The sequence below is a fragment of the Pseudomonas sp. 05T35 genome (assembly GCF_056396605.1).
The window spans coordinates 26,606-45,068 of sequence record NZ_JBFTLU010000021.1; the positions used below are offsets into that span (position 1 = coordinate 26,606).

The following is an 18,463-nucleotide window of genomic DNA, read 5'->3' on the forward strand; positions in this document are numbered from 1 at the left end:
CTTGTCGCAGTAATATTGCCTGCGACACTCCGCAAAATACCTTAGCCGGTATTCCGTAAACCGGCGGCAATCCCCGCCACAGACACCAGCAACGCTTGCTCCACCGGGCTGCCCTGCACCACATCCGGCTGTCGCGAGCGAGCCAGGAGTTCAGCCTGCAATAGATGTAGCGGATCGAGGTAGGTGTTGCGCAAACGGATGAACTCCAGGGTGTCAGGGCTATGTGCCAGCAGCTGCGACTGACCGGTCAAGCCAAGGACCACGGCACACGCCTGCGACAATAGGTCGCGTAAATGCGCACCCAAAGGTAGCAAATCAGGCGTAACCAATCGCTCGTCGTAGGACTGGGCGATGTCCGCGTCAGCCTTGGCCAGCACCATCTCCAGCATGTCGATGCGCGTGCGGAAGAACGGCCACTGCTCACGCATCTGCGCCAGCAACTCGCCCTCACCGCGCGCCAAGGCGTTGCTCAACGCCGCTTCCCAACCGAGCCAGGCCGGCAGCATCAGGCGGGTCTGGGTCCAGCCGAAGATCCACGGAATCGCCCGCAGGCTTTCGATCCCGCCAGCACGACGCTTGGCCGGACGGCTGCCGAGCGGCAAGCGCCCCAGTTCCTGCTCGGGGGTGGACTGACGGAAATACTCGACGAACTGCGGATTCTCCCGCACCACGGCGCGATAAGCGCTGACGCCATCGGCCGCCAATTCGTCCATCAGGCCGCGCCACGCGGGTTCCGGCGGTGGCGGCGGCAACAGCGTTGCTTCGAGCACCGCCGCCAGATACAGGTTGAGGTTTTGCTCAGCGATGTCCGGCAGACCGAATTTGAACCGAATCATTTCCCCTTGCTCGGTGGTGCGGAAACGCCCGGCCACCGACCCCGGTGGCTGCGACAGAATCGCCGCATGCGCCGGGCCACCGCCACGGCCTACGGTGCCGCCGCGACCATGGAACAACAGCAGCTCGACTTGTTGCTCGCGGCAGATATCCACCAGGCGCTCTTGCGCCCGGTACTGAGCCCAGGCCGCTGCCGTGGTGCCGGCGTCCTTGGCCGAGTCGGAATAGCCGATCATCACTTCCTGCGGGCCCTGCAACCGCGAGCGGTAACCTGGCAACAGCAACAGCTTTTCGATCACCGGGCCGGCGTTATCAAGGTCAGCCAGGGTTTCGAACAGCGGCACGACGCGCATGGGTCGCAACACGCCAGATTCTTTAAGCAGCAGTTGCACGGCGAGCACGTCCGACGCGGCACCCGCCATGGAGATCACATACGAGCCGAGCGACGCCGCCGGCGCCGCTGCGATTTCACGACACGTCGCCAGGACTTCGGCGGTGTCGGCCGAAGGTTTGAAATAGGCCGGCAGGAGTGGCCGACGATTGTTCAGCTCGCTCATCAGGAAGCTGATGCGCGCTTCCTCGTCCCAGTCTTCATAGCGACCGAGCCCAAGGTAGTCGGTGATTTCGGTCATCGCCGACGCATGCCGCGACGAGTCCTGGCGCACGTCCAGTCGCACCAGGAACAGGCCGAACGTCACTGCCCGACGCAGGCAATCAAGCAACGGGCCGTCGGCGATCACGCCCATGCCGCATTCATGCAGCGACTGATAGCACAGCTCCAGCGGATCCAGCAGCTCACGGTTGTTTTGCAGCACATCGGCCGGCGCCGGGGTGCTTGCGGTCAAGGATGCCTGCGCCCAGTTACGGGTCGCGCGCAGGCGTTCACGCAGCTGTTTAAGCACTGCACGGTAAGGTTCGGCGCTGTCCCCAGCCTTGGCTCTCAACTCGGTGCTGGCCTGCTGCATCGACAACTCGGCGGCCAGTTGATCGACATCGCGCAGGTAAAGGTCGGCCGCCATCCAGCGCGCCAATAGCAAGACCTCACGGGTCACCTCGGCGGTGACGTTCGGGTTGCCATCACGGTCGCCGCCCATCCACGAGGCGAAGCGAATCGGCGCTGCCTCCAGCGGCAAGTGCAGACCGGTGGCCGCGTGCAGGGCCTGGTCGGCCTTGCGCAGGTAGTTGGGAATCGCCTGCCACAGCGAATGCTCGATCACCGCAAAGCCCCACTTGGCTTCATCGACCGGGGTTGGCCGGGTGCGGCGAATTTCTTCGGTGTGCCAGGCTTCGGCGATCAGGCGCTGCAAGGTCGACTTGATCTGCTCGCGCTCGGCGCGGGTCAGGTCACGGTGATCCAGCGCCGCCAGTTGCGCGGCGATGGCATCATATTTCTGGATCAAGGTCCGGCGGGCGACTTCAGTCGGGTGCGCCGTCAGCACCAGCTCGATTTCCAACCGCCCCAATTGCCGCGCCAGCGCGTCGCTGCCATGTCCTTCAGCCCGCAGGCGGGCGAGCAGTTCGGGCAACACCCGCGCCTCGAACGGYGCCGGTTGKGACTCTTCGCGGCGGTGAATCARCTGATATTGCTCGGCGATGTTCGCCAGGTTCAGGAACTGGTTGAACGCTCGCGCCACTGGCAGCAGTTCATCTTCAGTCAACTGGTTGAGACTGGCGCGCAGTTCAGCGTCGGTCGAGCCACGACGGTCCGCCTTGGCACCCTTGCGGATCAGCTCGATCTTGTCGAGAAAGCCATCCCCGTACTGCTCACGAATGGTGTTGCCCAACAACTCACCCAGCAGGTGAACATCCTCGCGCAAGCGTGCATCGATATCAGTCATCAGCAGTTCTCCAGCGAATGGCGGTCGACTCCAAGAGTGCCGTCCACAGCGGGTTCTTACAAGTCAGACGACAAATCGACGGTAAATCCCGAAGGTTGGGGCTAGTCTGAAGAATAAGCCGTACAAAGGCTTGCCACCGGCCACGGCCGGACACTCATCTCCCCTGCCACCCGCAGGTGCCTATTGAGGTCATTATGAAAATCCGTGAGCTAGCCCAACATTGGGAAGAAACCGCCAAAGGCCGTTTGACCAAGACCGGCTACACCATTCACCTGGACGTCGAAGCCGCGGCGCGGTTGGCGGCGCTTACCGAGATGTACCCCAAACGCCACCCCGAAGAACTGCTGGGCGAACTGATCGGGGCCGCCCTGGAAGAGCTCGAAGCGAGTTTCCCTTACATCAAGGGTCAGCATGTGGTCGCAACCGATGAGGAAGGCGACCCGCTCTACGAAGACGTTGGCCCGACACCGCGTTTTCTCGAATTGTCGCGGCGCCATCTGCATGATTTATCGGCGCAGAACGGCAAGCAAAAACACTGAGGACCTGTGGCGAGGGAGCTTGCTCCCGCCGGGACCCGCAGCAGTCGTAACTCGACTGAGGTGGTCTATCTGAAACAACGAGGTGACAGCTTTCAGGCCTGCTTCGCAGGCCAGCGGGAGCAAGCTCCCTCGCCACAAAGGTTCACGTCGCCGGGATTACTGTTCGAGCTGCGGCGTTTCCTGCCCCATGCAACGCACGGCCTTCTTCTTGTTGTTGACCAGCACGCCGGTCAGGCCTTTCTGTTCGGTGTCGAACAGCACCAGCACGCCATCGACACACTGGGCGACTTGCGCGGCCGGCTCCAGGGAGACCTTGTAGTCTTCGCCCGGTACGGTCTTGAGCATGGTGAAGTCGTTGAGCAGCAACGCGTCTTCCGGTTTGGCGAAGTGCAGGTAGCCGTAGTACCACAAGGCCCCGACCGTGCCGAGGATGCTGCAGATACCGGTGATGATCAGCGGGATGGCGTTACGTTCTTCACTCATTGCGGACTCTCTGGAGGTTCAACTTCTGAATTCGGGGGTGCCGGGTAATTGGGCGTTTCGCCCAGGCGGCGCAGACCGTTGAAATGCTGCGGGTCATCGAGGTAACGCAGCATGACAGTGCGCCAGGTCGGGACGCTGAAGGTCCGCACGTGCCCGCCTCGGGTCAGTTGCAGAACCCTGGGCGCGGGCGCAGCTTGATACAGTCGGATGCCATTGGAAAGAGGCACGAGCGGATCGTCGATACTGTGGAAGATCAGTTTTGGCACGCCATTGAGCTGCGGCATGGCGTAGATCGCGCTGTCGGCGTCCGGCACCAGCCAGGACAACGGCACCTGAAACGGCCAGGTCATCCACGACGAACTCAGTGCGTACCGCCCGACATCCCGGTAACTGGCCGGCACACTGTCGAGGACCAGAGCCTTGAGCCGGGGCTGACGCTCGGGGTGTTCAGCCAGATAATGCACGACCAGCGCACCGCCAAGGCTCTGGCCCAGGACGATCAACGGTTTGCCCTGAACTTCTGGCGCCTGGTCCAGCCATTTGAATGCAGCGTCGATGTCCTGATAGATAGCAGGAAGGCCGGGTTTACCCTGCGACAGCCCATAGCCGCGATAGTCCACCAGCAGCACCTGGTAACCCTGCTTCGGTAGCCACCAACTGGCCCCCAGATGCCCGGCGAGATTTCCACCATTGCCGTGCAAGTGCAGCACCGTGCCCTTGACCGCTACGCCTTTTTTGGCCGGCAGCCACCAACCGTTGAGTTTCACGCCGTCGGCGGTGGTCAAGGTGACGTCACGGTATTCAAGCCCGGCCTTTTGCGGGGTAAACGGCAGGCCGGGATCGGGGTAGAACAGCAAGGAGCTGCAACCGCCGAGGGTCAGGAGAAGGCAAAGGATGCCGAGGACTTTCATCCGTTGAAACTCCGCAATGAAGGTGAAAAATTCCGCTGCCATTCAGATCATCGGCATCGTGGTCTGCGGCAACTCACAGGGAATCGCATTCCAGCGCAGGTGCTGCCGCTGGCTGCGATTTTTTGCATTCGGTTTTCCGAACGCGACCCATCAGTCGATTCGGTTAACCGGATTATCGAGTCCTGAATCCAACCCTATAAATATTAAATATCTTTTAAAATCAATAAGTTAACTTATTAATTCTGGACTGGCACGACTCATGCTCTACAACTTGGGACGAATGTCTGATGTGCCAACACTTCAGGAGCCGTCAAGGCATTCCGCAGTACAAAAGGGCCGATAAACTGGCTCCATATAAAAACAATGTAGAGGAAAATTTGATGCGCATCGTTCCCCATATCCTGGGCGCAGCCATTGCGGCCGCTCTGATCAGCTCGCCAGTTTTCGCCGCCGAACTCACCGGCACCCTGAAAAAGATCAAAGAGTCCGGCACCATTACCCTGGGGCATCGTGACGCTTCTATTCCGTTTTCCTACATTGCAGATGCTTCCGGTGTACCGGTCGGCTACTCCCACGATATTCAGCTGAAAATCGTCGAAGCCATCAAGAAAGACCTGGATATGCCAAACCTGAAGGTCAAGTACAACCTGGTCACCTCGCAAACCCGTATTCCACTGGTTCAAAACGGCACTGTGGACGTCGAGTGCGGTTCCACCACCAACAACACCGAGCGTCAGCAACAAGTTGATTTCTCCGTTGGCATCTTCGAAATCGGCACCAAGCTGCTGTCGAAAAAAGACTCGACCTACAAAGACTTCGCCGAACTCAAAGGCAAGAATGTCGTGACCACCGCCGGCACCACGTCCGAGCGCATTCTGAAGTCGATGAACGCCGACAAGCAGATGGGCATGAACGTCATCTCCGCCAAAGACCATGGCGAATCCTTCCAGATGCTGGAATCGGGCCGTGCTGTCGCCTTCATGATGGACGACGCCTTGCTGGCCGGTGAAATGGCCAAGGCCAAGAATCCGACTGACTGGGCCGTGACCGGTACTGCTCAGTCCTATGAAATCTACGGCTGCATGGTCCGCAAGACGGAGTTTCCCCAGGCGGGCACTTGTACATCGATTGATCTGAGGGGAGACCCTAATGAATTACAACTGGGATTGGGGCGTGTTCTTCAAGTCCACCGGCGTGGGCAGCGAGACCTATCTCGACTGGTTCATCACGGGATTGGGCTGGACCATCGCCATCGCCATCGTGGCCTGGATCGTCGCCTTGACGCTGGGCTCGGTGCTCGGCGTCATGCGTACCGTACCGAATCGCCTGGTATCGGGCATCGCCACCTGCTATGTGGAACTCTTTCGTAACGTACCGCTGCTGGTTCAGCTGTTCATCTGGTACTTCCTGGTGCCCGACCTGTTGCCGCAAAACCTGCAGGACTGGTACAAGCAGGACCTGAACCCGACCACCTCGGCCTACCTGAGCGTCGTCGTGTGCCTGGGCCTGTTCACCGCCGCCCGAGTGTGCGAGCAAGTGCGCACGGGTATCCAGGCGCTGCCGCGTGGCCAGGAATCGGCTGCCCGTGCCATGGGCTTCAAGCTGCCGCAAATCTACTGGAATGTGCTGCTGCCCCAAGCCTACCGGATCATCATTCCGCCGCTCACCTCGGAATTCCTGAACGTGTTCAAGAACTCCTCCGTCGCCTCCTTGATCGGCCTGATGGAGCTGCTCGCGCAGACCAAACAGACCGCAGAGTTCTCCGCCAACCTGTTCGAAGCCTTCACCCTGGCCACCCTGATCTACTTCACCCTGAACATGAGCCTGATGCTGCTGATGCGCATGGTCGAGAAGAAAGTTGCGGTGCCCGGCCTGATTTCCGTGGGGGGTAAATAATGGATCTCGATTTCAGTGGCGTCGTCCAGGCCGTCCCCGGCATGTGGAACGGCATGGTCATGACCCTGCAACTGATGGTGCTCGGCGTCGTCGGCGGGATCATCCTCGGCACTCTCCTGGCGCTGATGCGGCTGTCTCACAGCAAGCTGCTGTCGAACATTGCCGGCGCTTACGTGAACTACTTCCGCTCGATCCCGCTGCTGCTGGTGATCACCTGGTTCTACCTGGCGGTACCGTTCGTGCTGCGCTGGATCACCGGCGAAGACACGCCGATCGGTGCGTTCACCTCGTGCATCGTGGCCTTCATGATGTTCGAAGCGGCGTACTTCTGCGAAATCGTCCGGGCCGGTGTGCAGTCGATTCCCAAAGGTCAGATGGGTGCAGCCAAGGCGTTGGGCATGAGCTACAGCCAGATGATGCGCCTGATCATCCTGCCGCAAGCGTTTCGCAAGATGACCCCGCTGTTGCTGCAACAAAGCATCATCCTGTTTCAGGACACCTCGCTGGTCTACACGGTCGGCCTGGTGGACTTCCTCAATGCTACGCGGGCCAGTGGCGACATCATCGGCCGCGCCAATGAGTTCCTGATCGTCGCAGGTCTGGTGTACTTCACAATCAGCTTTGCCGCCTCACGGCTGGTCAAGCGTCTGCAAAAAAGGTTTGCCGTATGATTTCTATCAAGAAGGTCAACAAGTGGTATGGCGACTTCCAGGTACTGACTGATTGCAGCACCGAGGTCAAAAAAGGCGAAGTGATTGTGGTGTGCGGGCCGTCCGGCTCCGGCAAATCCACCCTGATCAAATGCGTCAACGCCCTGGAACCGTTCCAGAAAGGCGACGTGGTGGTCGATGGCACCTCCATCGCCGACCCGAAGACCGACCTGCCGAAACTGCGCTCGCGCGTTGGCATGGTGTTCCAGCATTTCGAACTGTTCCCGCACCTGACCATCACCGAAAACCTGACCATCGCGCAGATCAAGGTGTTGGGCCGCAGCAAGGAAGAAGCCACCAAAAAGGGTCTGCAACTGCTTGAGCGCGTCGGCCTTTCGGCTCACGCCCACAAGCATCCGGGCCAGCTCTCCGGTGGTCAGCAACAGCGTGTGGCGATTGCCCGTGCACTGGCGATGGACCMGATCGTCATGCTGTTCGACGAACCGACCTCTGCGCTCGACCCGGAAATGGTCAACGAAGTACTCGACGTGATGGTGCAACTGGCCCACGAAGGCATGACCATGATGTGCGTCACCCACGAAATGGGCTTCGCCCGTAAAGTGGCGGATCGGGTGATCTTCATGGATCAGGGCAAAATCATCGAAGACTGCAAGAAGGAAGAGTTCTTCGGCGACATCAACGCCCGCTCCGACCGTGCGCAGCACTTCCTCGACAAGATTCTGCAGCACTAAAAAACCGGGATCGAGTACAAGCTCAATACCACCGCCGCCCAATGTGGGAGCGGGCTTGCTCGCGAAGACGGTATAACAGTCAACGATGATGGTTCTGGGTCAGTGAGCACTACGGTATTCGCAGCCTGAGCGAGAACGGTCAACGTCAGCTGGAACTGCACGCCCGCGCGGTCGAAAGCGAGATCAGCAAATACACCTACTTGCCCAGCCTGCTGGAACTCGAATCGGGTGTTTCAGAGCTGCTGACCGACCCTACGCCAGAGCACCGGCAAGCGGTCAACAATTACCTCGAAGGCCTGAACCGGCGCAGCCGCAGTCGGGCAATCTACGTGATGGACACCACCGGTCGGGTACTGGCCACCAGTAACTGGCGCGATGTCGACAGCTACCTCGGCGAAGACCTGTCCTTCCGTGCGTATTTCCAGAATGCCGTACGCGGTCAGCCCGGTCGTTTCTACGGCATCGGCAGCACCAACGGCGAGCCCGGCTACTACCTGGCCCACGGCCTGGAGGAACAAGGCAAAATCATCGGCGTCGCAGTGGTCAAAGTCCGCCTCGAAGCCATGGAAGAACGCTGGCAGCGGGCACGCCTGGAAGCCTTCGTCAGCGACGAGAATGGCATCATCATCCTGTCCAGCGACCCGGCGCGGCGGCTCAAGTCGGTTCGCCCGCTCAGCGACGACACCAAGGAACGCCTGGCCCGCAGCCTGCAATATTACTGGTACCCGCTCAACGAACTGGAACCGCTGGCCCGCGAGCGGCTGTCCGAAGGCGTGGAGAAAATCACCTTCCCGGCCAACGCCGAGCTGGTCTCGGATGAGCAGGAAATCAGTTACCTGTCGCAGACCCGCTCCTTGAGCGATACACCGTGGAATTTCACCCTGCTCACACCGCTCGGGGATTTGCGTCGGGAAGCGATCAACCAGGGCATCCTGGTCGCTGTGGCCTTCGCGCTGGTGGCGTTCCTGCTGATTGCCTGGAACGAACGGCGCAAAGTCATCGCCACCCGCCTCGCCGCCCGCGAAGCGCTGCAAGAAGCCAACAATCAGCTCGAACGCAAGATTACCGAACGCACTACCGACCTGCGGGCCAGCAACGAGCGCCTGAAAAGCCAGATCCGCGAACGGCGCCAGGCTGAAGAAACCTTGCGTCGGGCTCAGGACGAACTGGTACAGGCCGGTAAACTCGCGGCCATCGGCCAGATGTCCACCAGCATTGCCCACGAATTGAACCAGCCGCTGGCCGCGTTGCGCACCTTGTCCGGCAATACCGTGCGCTTTCTCGAGCGCGGTCAGCTGGACATCGCCAGTGCCAACCTGAAAACCATCAACGATCTGATCGACCGCATGGGCCGGATCACCGCCAGCCTGCGCTCCTTTGCCCGGCGCGGCGACGATCAGGGCCAGGCCAGCCTCGGTAAAGCGGTAGATGCCGCCTTGCAGTTGCTCGGCGCACGCCTTGAAAGCGCTCGTTTGCTGTTGCACCGCGAGTTCAGCGACGTGCAAGTACAGATCGACCAGACCCGCCTGGAACAGATCCTGGTCAACCTGATCGGCAACGCCCTGGACGCTATGCAAGCGCAGCCATTGCCCGAACTATGGCTGGAAGGTGAGGTTGTCGACGGTAAATATCGCCTGCGCGTCCGCGATAACGGCCACGGTATCGACGCCGAAGCCCGCAAGCATTTGTTCGAACCTTTCTTTACCACCAAACCCGGCGAGCAGGGCCTGGGCCTTGGCCTGACCCTGTCGGCGAGCCTGGCGGCCGCCACCGGCGGTCATCTCGGCGTCGAGCACCCGGCCAGCGGTGGTACCGCTTTCGTCCTCAGCTTACCGTTGGTAAGCCCCCTTCCCGCCGAGCCGATATGAACAACGACCTTAGTGTGCTGATCGTCGAAGACGATCCCCATGTCCTGCTCGGTTGCCAGCAGGCGCTGGCGCTGGAAGATATCCCCTGCGAAGGCGTTGGCAGCGCAGAAGAGGCCCTGGCGCGGGTCGGCGACGACTTTGCCGGGATCGTCATCAGCGACATTCGCCTGCCGGGCATCGATGGCCTGGAACTGCTGAACCGCCTCAAGGCCCGCGATCGCAGCCTGCCGGTAGTGCTGATTACCGGCCATGGCGACATCTCGATGGCGGTTGGCGCGATGCAAAAAGGCGCCTACGACTTCATGGAGAAACCGTTCTCCCCCGAACGCCTGGTCGACGTCGCACGCCGCGCCCTGGAGCAACGCAGCCTCGCCCGCGAAGTGACCTCACTGCGCCGGCAACTGGCCGAGCGTGATTCCCTGGAGGGGCGGATCATCGGGCGCTCGCCCGCCATGCAGCACCTGCGCGAGCTGATCGCCAACGTCGCCGACACCTCGGCCAACGTGTTGATCGAAGGCGAGACCGGCACCGGCAAAGAACTGGTCGCGCGTTGCCTGCACGACTTCAGCCGCCGTCAGTCGAAGCAATTCGTCGCGCTGAACTGCGGTGGCCTGCCGGAGAACCTGTTCGAAAGTGAAATCTTCGGTCACGAAGCGAATGCATTCACCGGTGCCGGMAAACGSCGGATCGGCAAGATCGAACACGCCGAYGGCGGCACGYTGTTCCTCGACGAAGTAGAAAGCATGCCATTGCCGCTGCAAATCAAACTGCTGCGGGTATTGCAGGAGCGCACGCTGGAGCGGCTCGGCTCGAACCAGAGCGTCGCGGTCGACTGCCGGGTGATCGCGGCGACCAAGTCCGACCTCGACGACTTGAGCCGCGCCGGTCAGTTTCGCAGCGACCTGTATTACCGCTTGAACGTAGTGACGCTGGAGTTGCCGCCGCTGCGTGAGCGTCGCGAAGACATCCTGCAATTGTTCGAACACTTCTTGCAGCAGTCGTCCCTGCGCTTTGACCGTGCGCTGCCTGAACTGGACAACCAGACCCTGTCGAACCTGATGAGCCACGACTGGCCCGGCAACGTGCGCGAACTGCGCAACGTCGCCGAGCGATTTGCCCTGGGTTTGCCGGCTTTCAAGAAGTCCGGCACCGGCGGCACCGCCCAGGGCCTGGCGTTCTCCGAAGCGGTGGAAGCCTTCGAACGCAACCTGCTCAACGATGCCTTGCAGCGCAGCGGCGGCAACCTGACCCAGGCCAGCCAGGAACTGGGAATGGCCAAGACCACGCTGTTCGACAAAGTTAAAAAATACGGCTTGAGCCACTAACCCACTGCGAGAGTTTTCGTGGATCTACTGTTAAAAGCTGCACTGGGCGCCGCGGTGGTGGTGATCCTCGCCTTCCTCGCCAAAACCAGAAACTATTACATCGCAGGCCTGGTGCCACTGTTTCCGACCTTTGCCCTGATTGCCCATTACATCGTCGGCAAGGGCCGCTCGCTGGACGATCTGAAGACCACCATCGTATTTGGCATGTGGTCGATCATTCCGTACTTCGTTTATCTGGCGACGTTGTATGTGATGGTGGATCGGCTGCGACTGGAGGCCTCGCTGGCGGTGGCTGCGCTTGCGTGGCTGATGGCGGCAACGGTGTTGGTTTCCGTTTGGGTCCGCGTTCACGCCTGACCACAATGGAACAGCGTTCCGATCGTGGCTGGCCCGTCCCTTGCATTTAACCCCTAAAGCCCGCCCGGCCTGCGCTCGCGATCGACTGCACCGGCTTTGGAGGGGCGCTGCCATGGGTAAAAATACGTTTTGAATATCTTGGACCTCGACCATAGCCTGACAGCCCAGGCGCCGATTGCCCGCCTGCTGGAAAGCGGGCGCGCGAAACGTCTGGACCTGCTCGATCTGGGCCCCAAACTGCGTTTGTGGTCCAGCGAGAAAAACTATCGACGCTTTTCCGAACGCCTGCGCGAACGGCCCCGCCATACGGGGCCGCAGCCGGAAATTTTCTTTATAGGTTCCGGTGACTACCACCACCTGACTCCGGCTTTTCTCGCCGAAATTACCGAGCCAGTCAGCCTGATTCATTTCGACAACCATCCCGACTGGGTGCGTTTCGCGCCGCGTCGGCATTGCGGTTCATGGGTCAACCGGGCACTGAAGCTGCCGAACATCAAACGCATCGTCACCCTCGGACCGTGCAGCGATGACCTGCATAACCCGCAACTGCGTGGCGGTAACGTCGGCGCGCTGAAGCGTGGCGACTTGCAGCTGTTCCCCTGGCAGCATCCGCCGTCCCAGGTCTGGGGTTTCATCGGCGATGGTGCCGGGCATCAACAGCGGGAAAACCTGCTGCACTGGCGTAACCTGGCCGACCTCGACTGGCCGGTGTTTCTCCAGCAACTGATCGAGAGCCTGCCGACCGAAGCGGTGTGGATTACCATCGACAAGGATGTGCTGGCCAGCGAAGACGCCGCGACCAACTGGGATCAGGGTGGCATGCGGCTGACGCACTTGCTGCAAGCCCTGCGGATGTTGGCCGCGAGCAAGCGAATCCTCGGCATCGATGTCTGCGGCGAGTTCGCCCAACCAGCCTTCAGCAACGCGCTCAAGCGTTGGGAAGCCAAATCCGACCAGCCGTCCCCCGAGCGCTGGAGCGAAGACGATCTGCTGCGAAATGCGGCAACCAACCAGGCGCTGATCAGCCTGTTCGAGGAGTTATTCCCGTGACCTTGACCGTGGTGTTACTGGTAGCGTTTTCGATTGTTCTGGACGTCATCGGCCAGCTTTGTTTCAAGCTGGGCCTGGACCGTTTACCGGAGCTCGAAGGCGGCTTTCGACTGAATGCATTCTGGGGCCAGGTGTTCAACGCGCCGTTGCTCTGGTGCGGGATCGGCGCCTACGCCATCGAGTTCTTTGTCTGGCTCGAAGCCCTGTCCCGCGCGCCGCTGAGCCTGTTGTTCCCATCCGCGGCATTGGCTTATTGCGGCGTGGTACTGGCGGGCAAAGTGGTGCTCGGTGAAACCGTCAGCCGCCGGCGCTGGCTGGGCACCGTGGTGATTACGGCGGGCGTGATGCTCGTGTGTGTCGCCCATGTCTGACGCTCAATCGATGATGGAAAGGAACAGCACTATGGGTTGGTTGCACGGACGTCTGGGCACTGTGGTGCTCTGGATGCTGCTGATCGGTTTTGAAAGTGGCGGTCAGATCGCCACCAAAGTCGGTGGCGATCAACTGGGGCAGATGGACTTCAACCTGCAATGGCTGGCCGCCGTGGCCGGTAATCCTGGGGTGCTGACGGCCATCGCCTGCTACATCGGGGCGTTTTTCGTCTGGATGTTGATCCTGCGGCGCAGCAGCCTGTCGCTGGCGTTTCCACTGAGTTCACTGGTGTTTGTCGGCGTGCTGCTCGGCTCGTGGCTCGGCCTCGGCGAACATATCAGCCTGCTGCACTGGCTGGGCGTGGCAGTGATCATGGGCGGGATAGCGTTGCTGGCGGAAGGCGAAGAGGCCTAAGAACAACGCATTTCCCTGTGGCGAGGGGCTCACCCTATTCAGGCTTAGCACACTCCCTGTAGCAGCTGGCGAAGCCTGCGTTCGGCCGCGAAGCGGCCGCAAACCCTGCCACCACGGTTAACCTGAAAAAATGTGGTGTCTGATTTTACGACTGCTGCGCAGCCGAACGCAGGCTTCGCCAACTGCTACGGATCGTGTCGCGGCTTAACTTACCCCTTCGCCACAAAAGTGCTTTTGGGTCAGCCTTTGCGGTGGGCCGTCAGAAAGCCCAAACCGTGTGACACCGGGATCACCTTCACCCCTGCCGCACGTTGCTGCTCGGCAATTTCGCGGTGGAATGCCTTGACCTGGGTCCAGTGCATTTTCGGCCGGTAATGGTGCTCGGCGTGATAGCCGTTGTTCATCCAGATCAGGTTGTAAAGCACGCTGTAGCTGCTCACGCCCCAGGCGATCGGCAAGTCCGGATTGCCGCCAAAATGCTCGTAATACCCATTGAGCGACGACAGTGCCTGGCCCAGATACCAGAACGGCAGCAACAGCAACACCGCATGCCAGTCATAGAACGCCAGCGCCACATACACCGCCACCGTCACATAGATCTCGACCTTGACCCAGCGCGCATCGCTCGGCCGCTTGCGCTGCATTTCTTCGTAGAACGGCTTGGGATCATCGCGGAAAAAGCTGAGAAAGGTGTACGACCAGGGGTTCTCGGGTTGCCCATCCTTGCCACGCAGGTAGATCGACAGCGGATCGACGGTTTTTCCGTGCGCATCCGGCAAGTCTGAATTACCACGGTGATGGCGATTGTGGATGTCGCGGTAGAGCGTCTGCGAGAAACCGATGGTGACCGACAACAACAGATCGAATGCCCGATTCATCCAGCCAAGGGTGAAGTACGGGTTGTGGATCTGATTGTGGGAAATGCTGTTGATGCTCCACGACAGGCTCACGGCATAGACCAGCGCCAGCGGCACAATGGCCCACCACGACAGGTCATGGAAGGCCAGCACCAACCACAGGACAAACGCCAGATGAGCCACACCCAGCGCAATCGGGACCAGGTCCCACAGCGAATAGGCAAGGAAACGATACACGGGACGAGCCATGAAGCACTCCTGAGAAATTGAGTTCTCCATAACTATTGCAAACGGCAGACCAAACTTACCTGTAGCAGCTGTCGAAGGCTGCTACAGGGGATGGTCAATTGAATTTGTAGCTGATCGCCGCCTGTACTTCGCCCTGGTTCACGCGGCCTTCTTGTTTGACGATAGTGCTGTCCGCCGCGGAATTGGTCAGGTGCTTCCAGGTGGCACTTGTCACCAGTGACCACTTTGCGGCCAGCGGGAACTCGAAGTTCTGGGTCAACGCCACATTCTGCATGCCGCCACTGGCCTTGTACGGACGGAACTCCGAATCCCGGGCGTCTTTTGCGGAAACACCAAAGAACGTCTGAGTCTGCTGGCGATCGGCAAAACTGGCGCTCAATTCGCTACTGCCAATGATCCCCAGCCCCAGTGGATAACCCACTTCCCCGCCCACCCGACCGAGCACACCACCCTGGCCGCGATTAGCCCCCACGGTATGGCCGACGAAAGCGAAAATGCGCCAGAAATCAGCCGGGCTGTACTGAACGAAACCACCGGCCTCGCCCATGGCCGACACATTGTGCAGGCCCCGCAGCGTGCCATTGGAGTTGCGGCCCGGAATGTAGTTGAGAAACGGCCCGGCACTGAAACCATTGGCTTTCAAGGCGCTCCAGGTCAAACCGTCGTCGGTGCTGAGGCTGACATCGCCCCAGTCCAGATCGAAGTAAGGCACCGGCACGGTTTCATAACGGCTACCCGTCGGGTCATAGGGCTGATTGCTCATGCCGAGCCCCGCCTCACCGGTTATCCCGGCAGCCTGCGCGGTGGCGCAAAAGCCGCCAAGGCCCAGCAAGGCAGTGAATACAGCAGAGGTAATCCTGAACATAAAGCGATTCCTTATCAGTACAGGCGCGCATCAACTCCCAGGTCGACTTTGCTGCGCAAGMACTCATGTTGTTTGTAGCAACCTACAAAAATTGTAGCTAGCCGGACATATTTCCTGCCCAGCATATCTCAGAGCCCTAGCCCACAGGGCTTGAAACAACTTGGYACAGTCCCTGCTCTACCCCGTTGCAAGCGCATCAGCGCGCCCCTGCCCAATAGGTAATGCAGATGATTGATTGGCATATCGTGTGTGATTTCGACGGGACCATCACCCGAACCGACGTAATCGACAGCATTCTCCAACGTTTCGCCGACCCGAGCTGGGAAGCGATCGAAGACGAGTGGCTGAGCGGTGCTATCGGTTCGCGTGAATGCCTCAGCCGCCAGCTTTCGCTGGTCAAGGCAACTCCCGATGAACTGCTCGGGTTCTTCGACAGCGTCGAAATCGATGCCGACTTCCCGGACTTTGTCGACCACGTGGTCGGCCTGGGTGCTTCCATCGAAGTCGTCAGTGACGGCATCGAACAAGGTATCGCGCGGATTCTGGCACGCAACTACGTCAGCCTCCTGCCGATCCTCGCCAACCGCCTGCGCCAGGTCGACAACAACAGCTGGCGCATCGACTTCCCGTATTCGAGTGACGCCTGTCGTGCGGCCTCCGGCAACTGCAAATGCAAATCCACGCCCAGCAGCAAACGCGTGCTGGTGATCGGTGACGGTCAGTCCGACATGTGCGTGGCGTCCACCGCCGACTTCGTCTTTGCCAAGGACCGCCTGGCCGAACATTGCGAACGCAATGGCATCGCTTATGCCCGCTTCGACAGCTTCGCCGAACTTCCGGCCTTGCTGGCCAAGCTGCCGGCCGGCAATGCGGCTAACGCCACCTCCTTCACGCTTGAAACCTCTTCTGAACTCTCGCTACAAAATCAGGAACTCTTCCACCATGTCTGATATCCGCATTGCTACACCAGAAGACCAGATTCTTCTGGAAAAAGAAGCCAAGTACTGCTCCTACGGCGACACAGTTCACTACATCGAACCACCGCGCATTTTCAGCCGTTGCGAAGGCTCGTACGTGTGGGACACCAGCGACCAGGCCTACCTCGACCTGCAAATGTGGTACTCGGCGGTCAACTTCGGCTACGCCAACCCGCGCCTGAACAACGCCCTGAAACAACAGATCGACACCCTGCCGCAAATCGCCAGCCAGTACCTGCACAAAGGCAAGATCGAGCTGTCGGAAATGATTGCGGTCGACGCCAAGAACAAGTTCGGCCTCGACGGCCGCGTGCACTTCAACGTCGGCGGTTCRCAGTCCATCGAAGACTCGTTGAAAGTCGTACGTAACGCCAGCAACGGCAAGAGCCTGATGTTCGCCTTCGAAGGCGGCTACCACGGCCGTACCCTCGGCGCCTCGTCGATCACCTCGAGCTACCGCTACCGTCGTCGCTACGGTCACTTCGGTGAACGCGCCAACTTCATCCCGTTCCCGTACCACTTCCGTGGCCCGAAAGGCATGACCAAGGAAGAATACGGCAGCCACTGCGTGCAGCAGTTCGCCCGCCTGTTCGAAACCGAATACAACGGCGTGTGGGACCCTAAAGTCGGCCAGAGCGAATACGCAGCCTTCTACGTCGAGCCGATCCAGGGCACCGGCGGCTACGTGATTCCGCCAATGAACTTCTACAGCGAACTCAAGCAAGTGCTGGATCAGCACGGCATTCTGATGGTCGTCGACGAAATCCAGATGGGTTTCTGGCGTACCGGCAAGCTGTGGTCGATCGAACACTTCGACGTCAAGCCGGACGTGATCGTCTTCGGTAAGGCGCTGACCAACGGCCTCAACCCACTGGGCGGCATCTGGGCTCGCGAAGAGCTGATCAACCCTAAGCTCTTCCCGCCAGGTTCGACTCACTCCACCTTCGCCTCCAACCCGCTGGGCACTGCAGTCGGTCTGGAAATGTTCAAGATGACCCACGAAGTCGACTACGGCTCGATGGTCATGGCCAAGGGCAAGTACTTCCTCGAAGGCCTGCAAGAGCTGCAGAAACGCTTCCCGATCATCGGCGACGTCGACGGCCTGGGCCTGGCCCTGCGCTGCGAAATCTGCACCACTGACGGCTTCACCCCGGACAAGGCGACCCTGGACTACATGGTCGAGGAAGGCATGAAGGGCGATATGGTGGTTGACGGTCAGAAACTGGGTCTGATCCTCGACGTGGGCGGCTACTACAAGAACGTGATCACCCTGGCCCCGTCGCTGGAAATCAGCTACGCGGAAATCGACCTGGGCCTGAAACTGCTCGAGCAATTGCTGAACCGGGCCATGAAACGATGAACCAAACAGAGATCGATCTCGGCGAAGGTAGTACCGGTTTCGTTCTCGGCAGTGGCGAGGTCGCGGTGTTGTTGATCCACGGCCTGACCGGCACCCCGACGGAGTTGCGTCGGGTTGCCATTGGCCTGGCCAAATCGGGTTGCACGGTGTACGTGCCAACCCTGGCCGGGCACTGCGGTGACAACGCCGACCTGCAAGCCACTGGCTGGCAGGACTGGTACGAAGGTGTACGCAAGACATTCGTGGGCATTCGCCAGAAGCACGAACAGGTGTTCGTCGGCGGTCTGTCCATGGGCGCGGTCATGTCCATGTACGTCGCGTCCGAGCATCCAGGACAGGTCGCCGGCCTGCTGATGTATTCAACCACCCTGCGCTACGACGGCTGGAGCATCCACAAACTGGCGTTCCTGACGCCTTTGTTGATGAAGATTCCGTATGGCGTGCGCATGTGCAGCTTCGAAGAGAAGCCACCTTATGGCATCAAGAACGAGCGCCTGCGGGCAATCGTCGAACGTCAGATGAAGGACGGCGAAAGCAGCAATGCCGGTCTGTTGACCATGGAAGGCGTCACCGTGCGCGAATTGCACCGGATGAATGCCGTGGTCAAGAAACGCATGCCGTCGATCAAGACGCCGGCCCTGGTGCTGCACTCCATCGAAGACGACATCACCAGCCGCTGGAACGCCGATTACGTCGAACGCCATCTCGGCGGCCCGGTCACCAAGATCCTGCTGGACAACTGCTATCACATGATCACAGTTGACCTGGAATACCGCCGTGTCGTGGACCTGAGCGCGGACTTTGTCCATCAGCTCTCCATAAAGCCCGGCGAGCGTGAAGAGTATCGACAACTGGCGTAGCTTAAG

The 18,463-nt window shown here is 60.1% G+C and carries 17 protein-coding genes and 2 pseudogenes; 14 read left to right on the plus strand and 5 right to left on the minus strand.

What is annotated here, in order from left to right; all coding sequences use genetic code 11:
* Positions 1–41: 41 nt before the first annotated feature.
* Positions 42–2,672 (minus strand): phosphoenolpyruvate carboxylase, encoded by a 2,631-nt coding sequence (gene ppc, locus AC1DH9_RS03035; protein WP_427541069.1) that lies wholly within the window; start codon positions 2,670–2,672, stop codon positions 42–44.
* A 194-nt stretch (positions 2,673–2,866) separates the two neighbouring features.
* On the opposite strand from ppc, the gene AC1DH9_RS03040 reads away from it, so the two are divergent.
* Positions 2,867–3,211 (plus strand): hypothetical protein, encoded by a 345-nt coding sequence (locus tag AC1DH9_RS03040; protein WP_054595881.1) that lies wholly within the window; start codon positions 2,867–2,869, stop codon positions 3,209–3,211.
* 156 nt (positions 3,212–3,367) lie between these two features.
* On the opposite strand, the gene AC1DH9_RS03045 is transcribed toward AC1DH9_RS03040, so the two are convergent.
* Together AC1DH9_RS03045 and AC1DH9_RS03050 are read right to left on the minus strand one after the other, a co-directional pair.
* Positions 3,368–3,694 carry a PA3694 family proteiin gene (locus tag AC1DH9_RS03045; RefSeq protein WP_427533443.1) on the minus strand — a complete coding sequence of 109 codons (327 nt, stop codon included), beginning with the start codon at positions 3,692–3,694 and terminating at the stop codon, positions 3,368–3,370.
* Positions 3,691–4,605, minus strand: coding sequence for an alpha/beta hydrolase (locus tag AC1DH9_RS03050; RefSeq protein ID WP_427541208.1), 915 nt, complete (start codon positions 4,603–4,605; stop codon positions 3,691–3,693). The genes AC1DH9_RS03045 and AC1DH9_RS03050 overlap by 4 nt, the downstream gene beginning before the upstream one ends.
* A 380-nt stretch (positions 4,606–4,985) precedes the next feature.
* On the opposite strand from AC1DH9_RS03050, the pseudogene AC1DH9_RS03055 reads away from it, so the two are divergent.
* The 10 genes and pseudogenes from AC1DH9_RS03055 to AC1DH9_RS03100 form a co-directional block, all read left to right on the plus strand.
* Positions 4,986–5,699, plus strand: a pseudogene (locus tag AC1DH9_RS03055) (transporter substrate-binding domain-containing protein); the annotation flags it as partial.
* A gap of 55 nt (positions 5,700–5,754) precedes the next feature.
* Positions 5,755–6,501 (plus strand): amino acid ABC transporter permease, encoded by a 747-nt coding sequence (locus AC1DH9_RS03060; RefSeq protein ID WP_427541075.1) that lies wholly within the window; start codon positions 5,755–5,757, stop codon positions 6,499–6,501.
* Entirely contained in the window at positions 6,501–7,172 is a 672-nt protein-coding gene (locus tag AC1DH9_RS03065; protein ID WP_427541078.1) for an amino acid ABC transporter permease, read from the plus strand. The genes AC1DH9_RS03060 and AC1DH9_RS03065 overlap by 1 nt, the downstream gene beginning before the upstream one ends.
* The gene (locus AC1DH9_RS03070) at positions 7,169–7,903 is read left to right on the plus strand and encodes an amino acid ABC transporter ATP-binding protein (protein ID WP_477807784.1); all 735 of its coding nucleotides are present in this window, start codon (positions 7,169–7,171) and stop codon (positions 7,901–7,903) included. The genes AC1DH9_RS03065 and AC1DH9_RS03070 overlap by 4 nt, the downstream gene beginning before the upstream one ends.
* A 92-nt stretch (positions 7,904–7,995) precedes the next feature.
* A pseudogene (gene aauS / locus AC1DH9_RS03075) lies at positions 7,996–9,771 on the plus strand (two-component sensor histidine kinase AauS); the annotation flags it as partial.
* Entirely contained in the window at positions 9,768–11,096 is a 1,329-nt protein-coding gene (aauR, locus tag AC1DH9_RS03080) for a two-component response regulator AauR (protein WP_427541087.1), read from the plus strand. The pseudogene aauS and the gene aauR, both read left to right, overlap by 4 nt.
* Positions 11,097–11,123: 27 nt before the next feature.
* Complete coding sequence (locus AC1DH9_RS03085; RefSeq protein ID WP_173859969.1) at positions 11,124–11,453, plus strand: GlpM family protein; 330 nt, start codon at positions 11,124–11,126, stop codon at positions 11,451–11,453.
* A 129-nt stretch (positions 11,454–11,582) separates the two neighbouring features.
* Complete coding sequence (locus AC1DH9_RS03090; protein WP_427541090.1) at positions 11,583–12,503, plus strand: arginase family protein; 921 nt, start codon at positions 11,583–11,585, stop codon at positions 12,501–12,503.
* Positions 12,500–12,874 carry a DMT family transporter gene (locus AC1DH9_RS03095; RefSeq protein WP_019693380.1) on the plus strand — a complete coding sequence of 125 codons (375 nt, stop codon included), beginning with the start codon at positions 12,500–12,502 and terminating at the stop codon, positions 12,872–12,874. Before AC1DH9_RS03090 ends, AC1DH9_RS03095 begins: the two co-directional genes overlap by 4 nt.
* Before the next feature lie 10 nt (positions 12,875–12,884).
* Positions 12,885–13,289, plus strand: coding sequence for a DMT family transporter (locus tag AC1DH9_RS03100; protein WP_427541211.1), 405 nt, complete (start codon positions 12,885–12,887; stop codon positions 13,287–13,289).
* Positions 13,290–13,528: 239 nt separating this feature from the next.
* Here the strand turns inward: AC1DH9_RS03100 and AC1DH9_RS03105 are convergent, their stop codons facing one another.
* Positions 13,529–14,395 carry a fatty acid desaturase family protein gene (locus tag AC1DH9_RS03105; RefSeq protein ID WP_427541093.1) on the minus strand — a complete coding sequence of 289 codons (867 nt, stop codon included), beginning with the start codon at positions 14,393–14,395 and terminating at the stop codon, positions 13,529–13,531.
* A gap of 94 nt (positions 14,396–14,489) precedes the next feature.
* The gene (locus AC1DH9_RS03110; protein ID WP_427541096.1) at positions 14,490–15,260 is read right to left on the minus strand and encodes a MipA/OmpV family protein; all 771 of its coding nucleotides are present in this window, start codon (positions 15,258–15,260) and stop codon (positions 14,490–14,492) included.
* Positions 15,261–15,487: 227 nt separating this feature from the next.
* Between AC1DH9_RS03110 and AC1DH9_RS03115 the strand changes: the two genes are divergently transcribed.
* The 3 genes from AC1DH9_RS03115 to AC1DH9_RS03125 are packed head-to-tail and all read left to right on the plus strand — an operon-like array spanning position 15,488 to position 18,457.
* Entirely contained in the window at positions 15,488–16,210 is a 723-nt protein-coding gene (locus AC1DH9_RS03115; RefSeq protein ID WP_427541099.1) for an MtnX-like HAD-IB family phosphatase, read from the plus strand.
* Positions 16,203–17,597: an aspartate aminotransferase family protein gene (locus AC1DH9_RS03120; protein ID WP_427533429.1), complete on the plus strand. Its 1,395-nt coding sequence runs from the start codon at positions 16,203–16,205 to the stop codon at positions 17,595–17,597. Before AC1DH9_RS03115 ends, AC1DH9_RS03120 begins: the two co-directional genes overlap by 8 nt.
* Entirely contained in the window at positions 17,594–18,457 is an 864-nt protein-coding gene (locus AC1DH9_RS03125) for an alpha/beta hydrolase (protein WP_427541102.1), read from the plus strand. The genes AC1DH9_RS03120 and AC1DH9_RS03125 overlap by 4 nt, the downstream gene beginning before the upstream one ends.
* Positions 18,458–18,463: the final 6 nt, after the last annotated feature.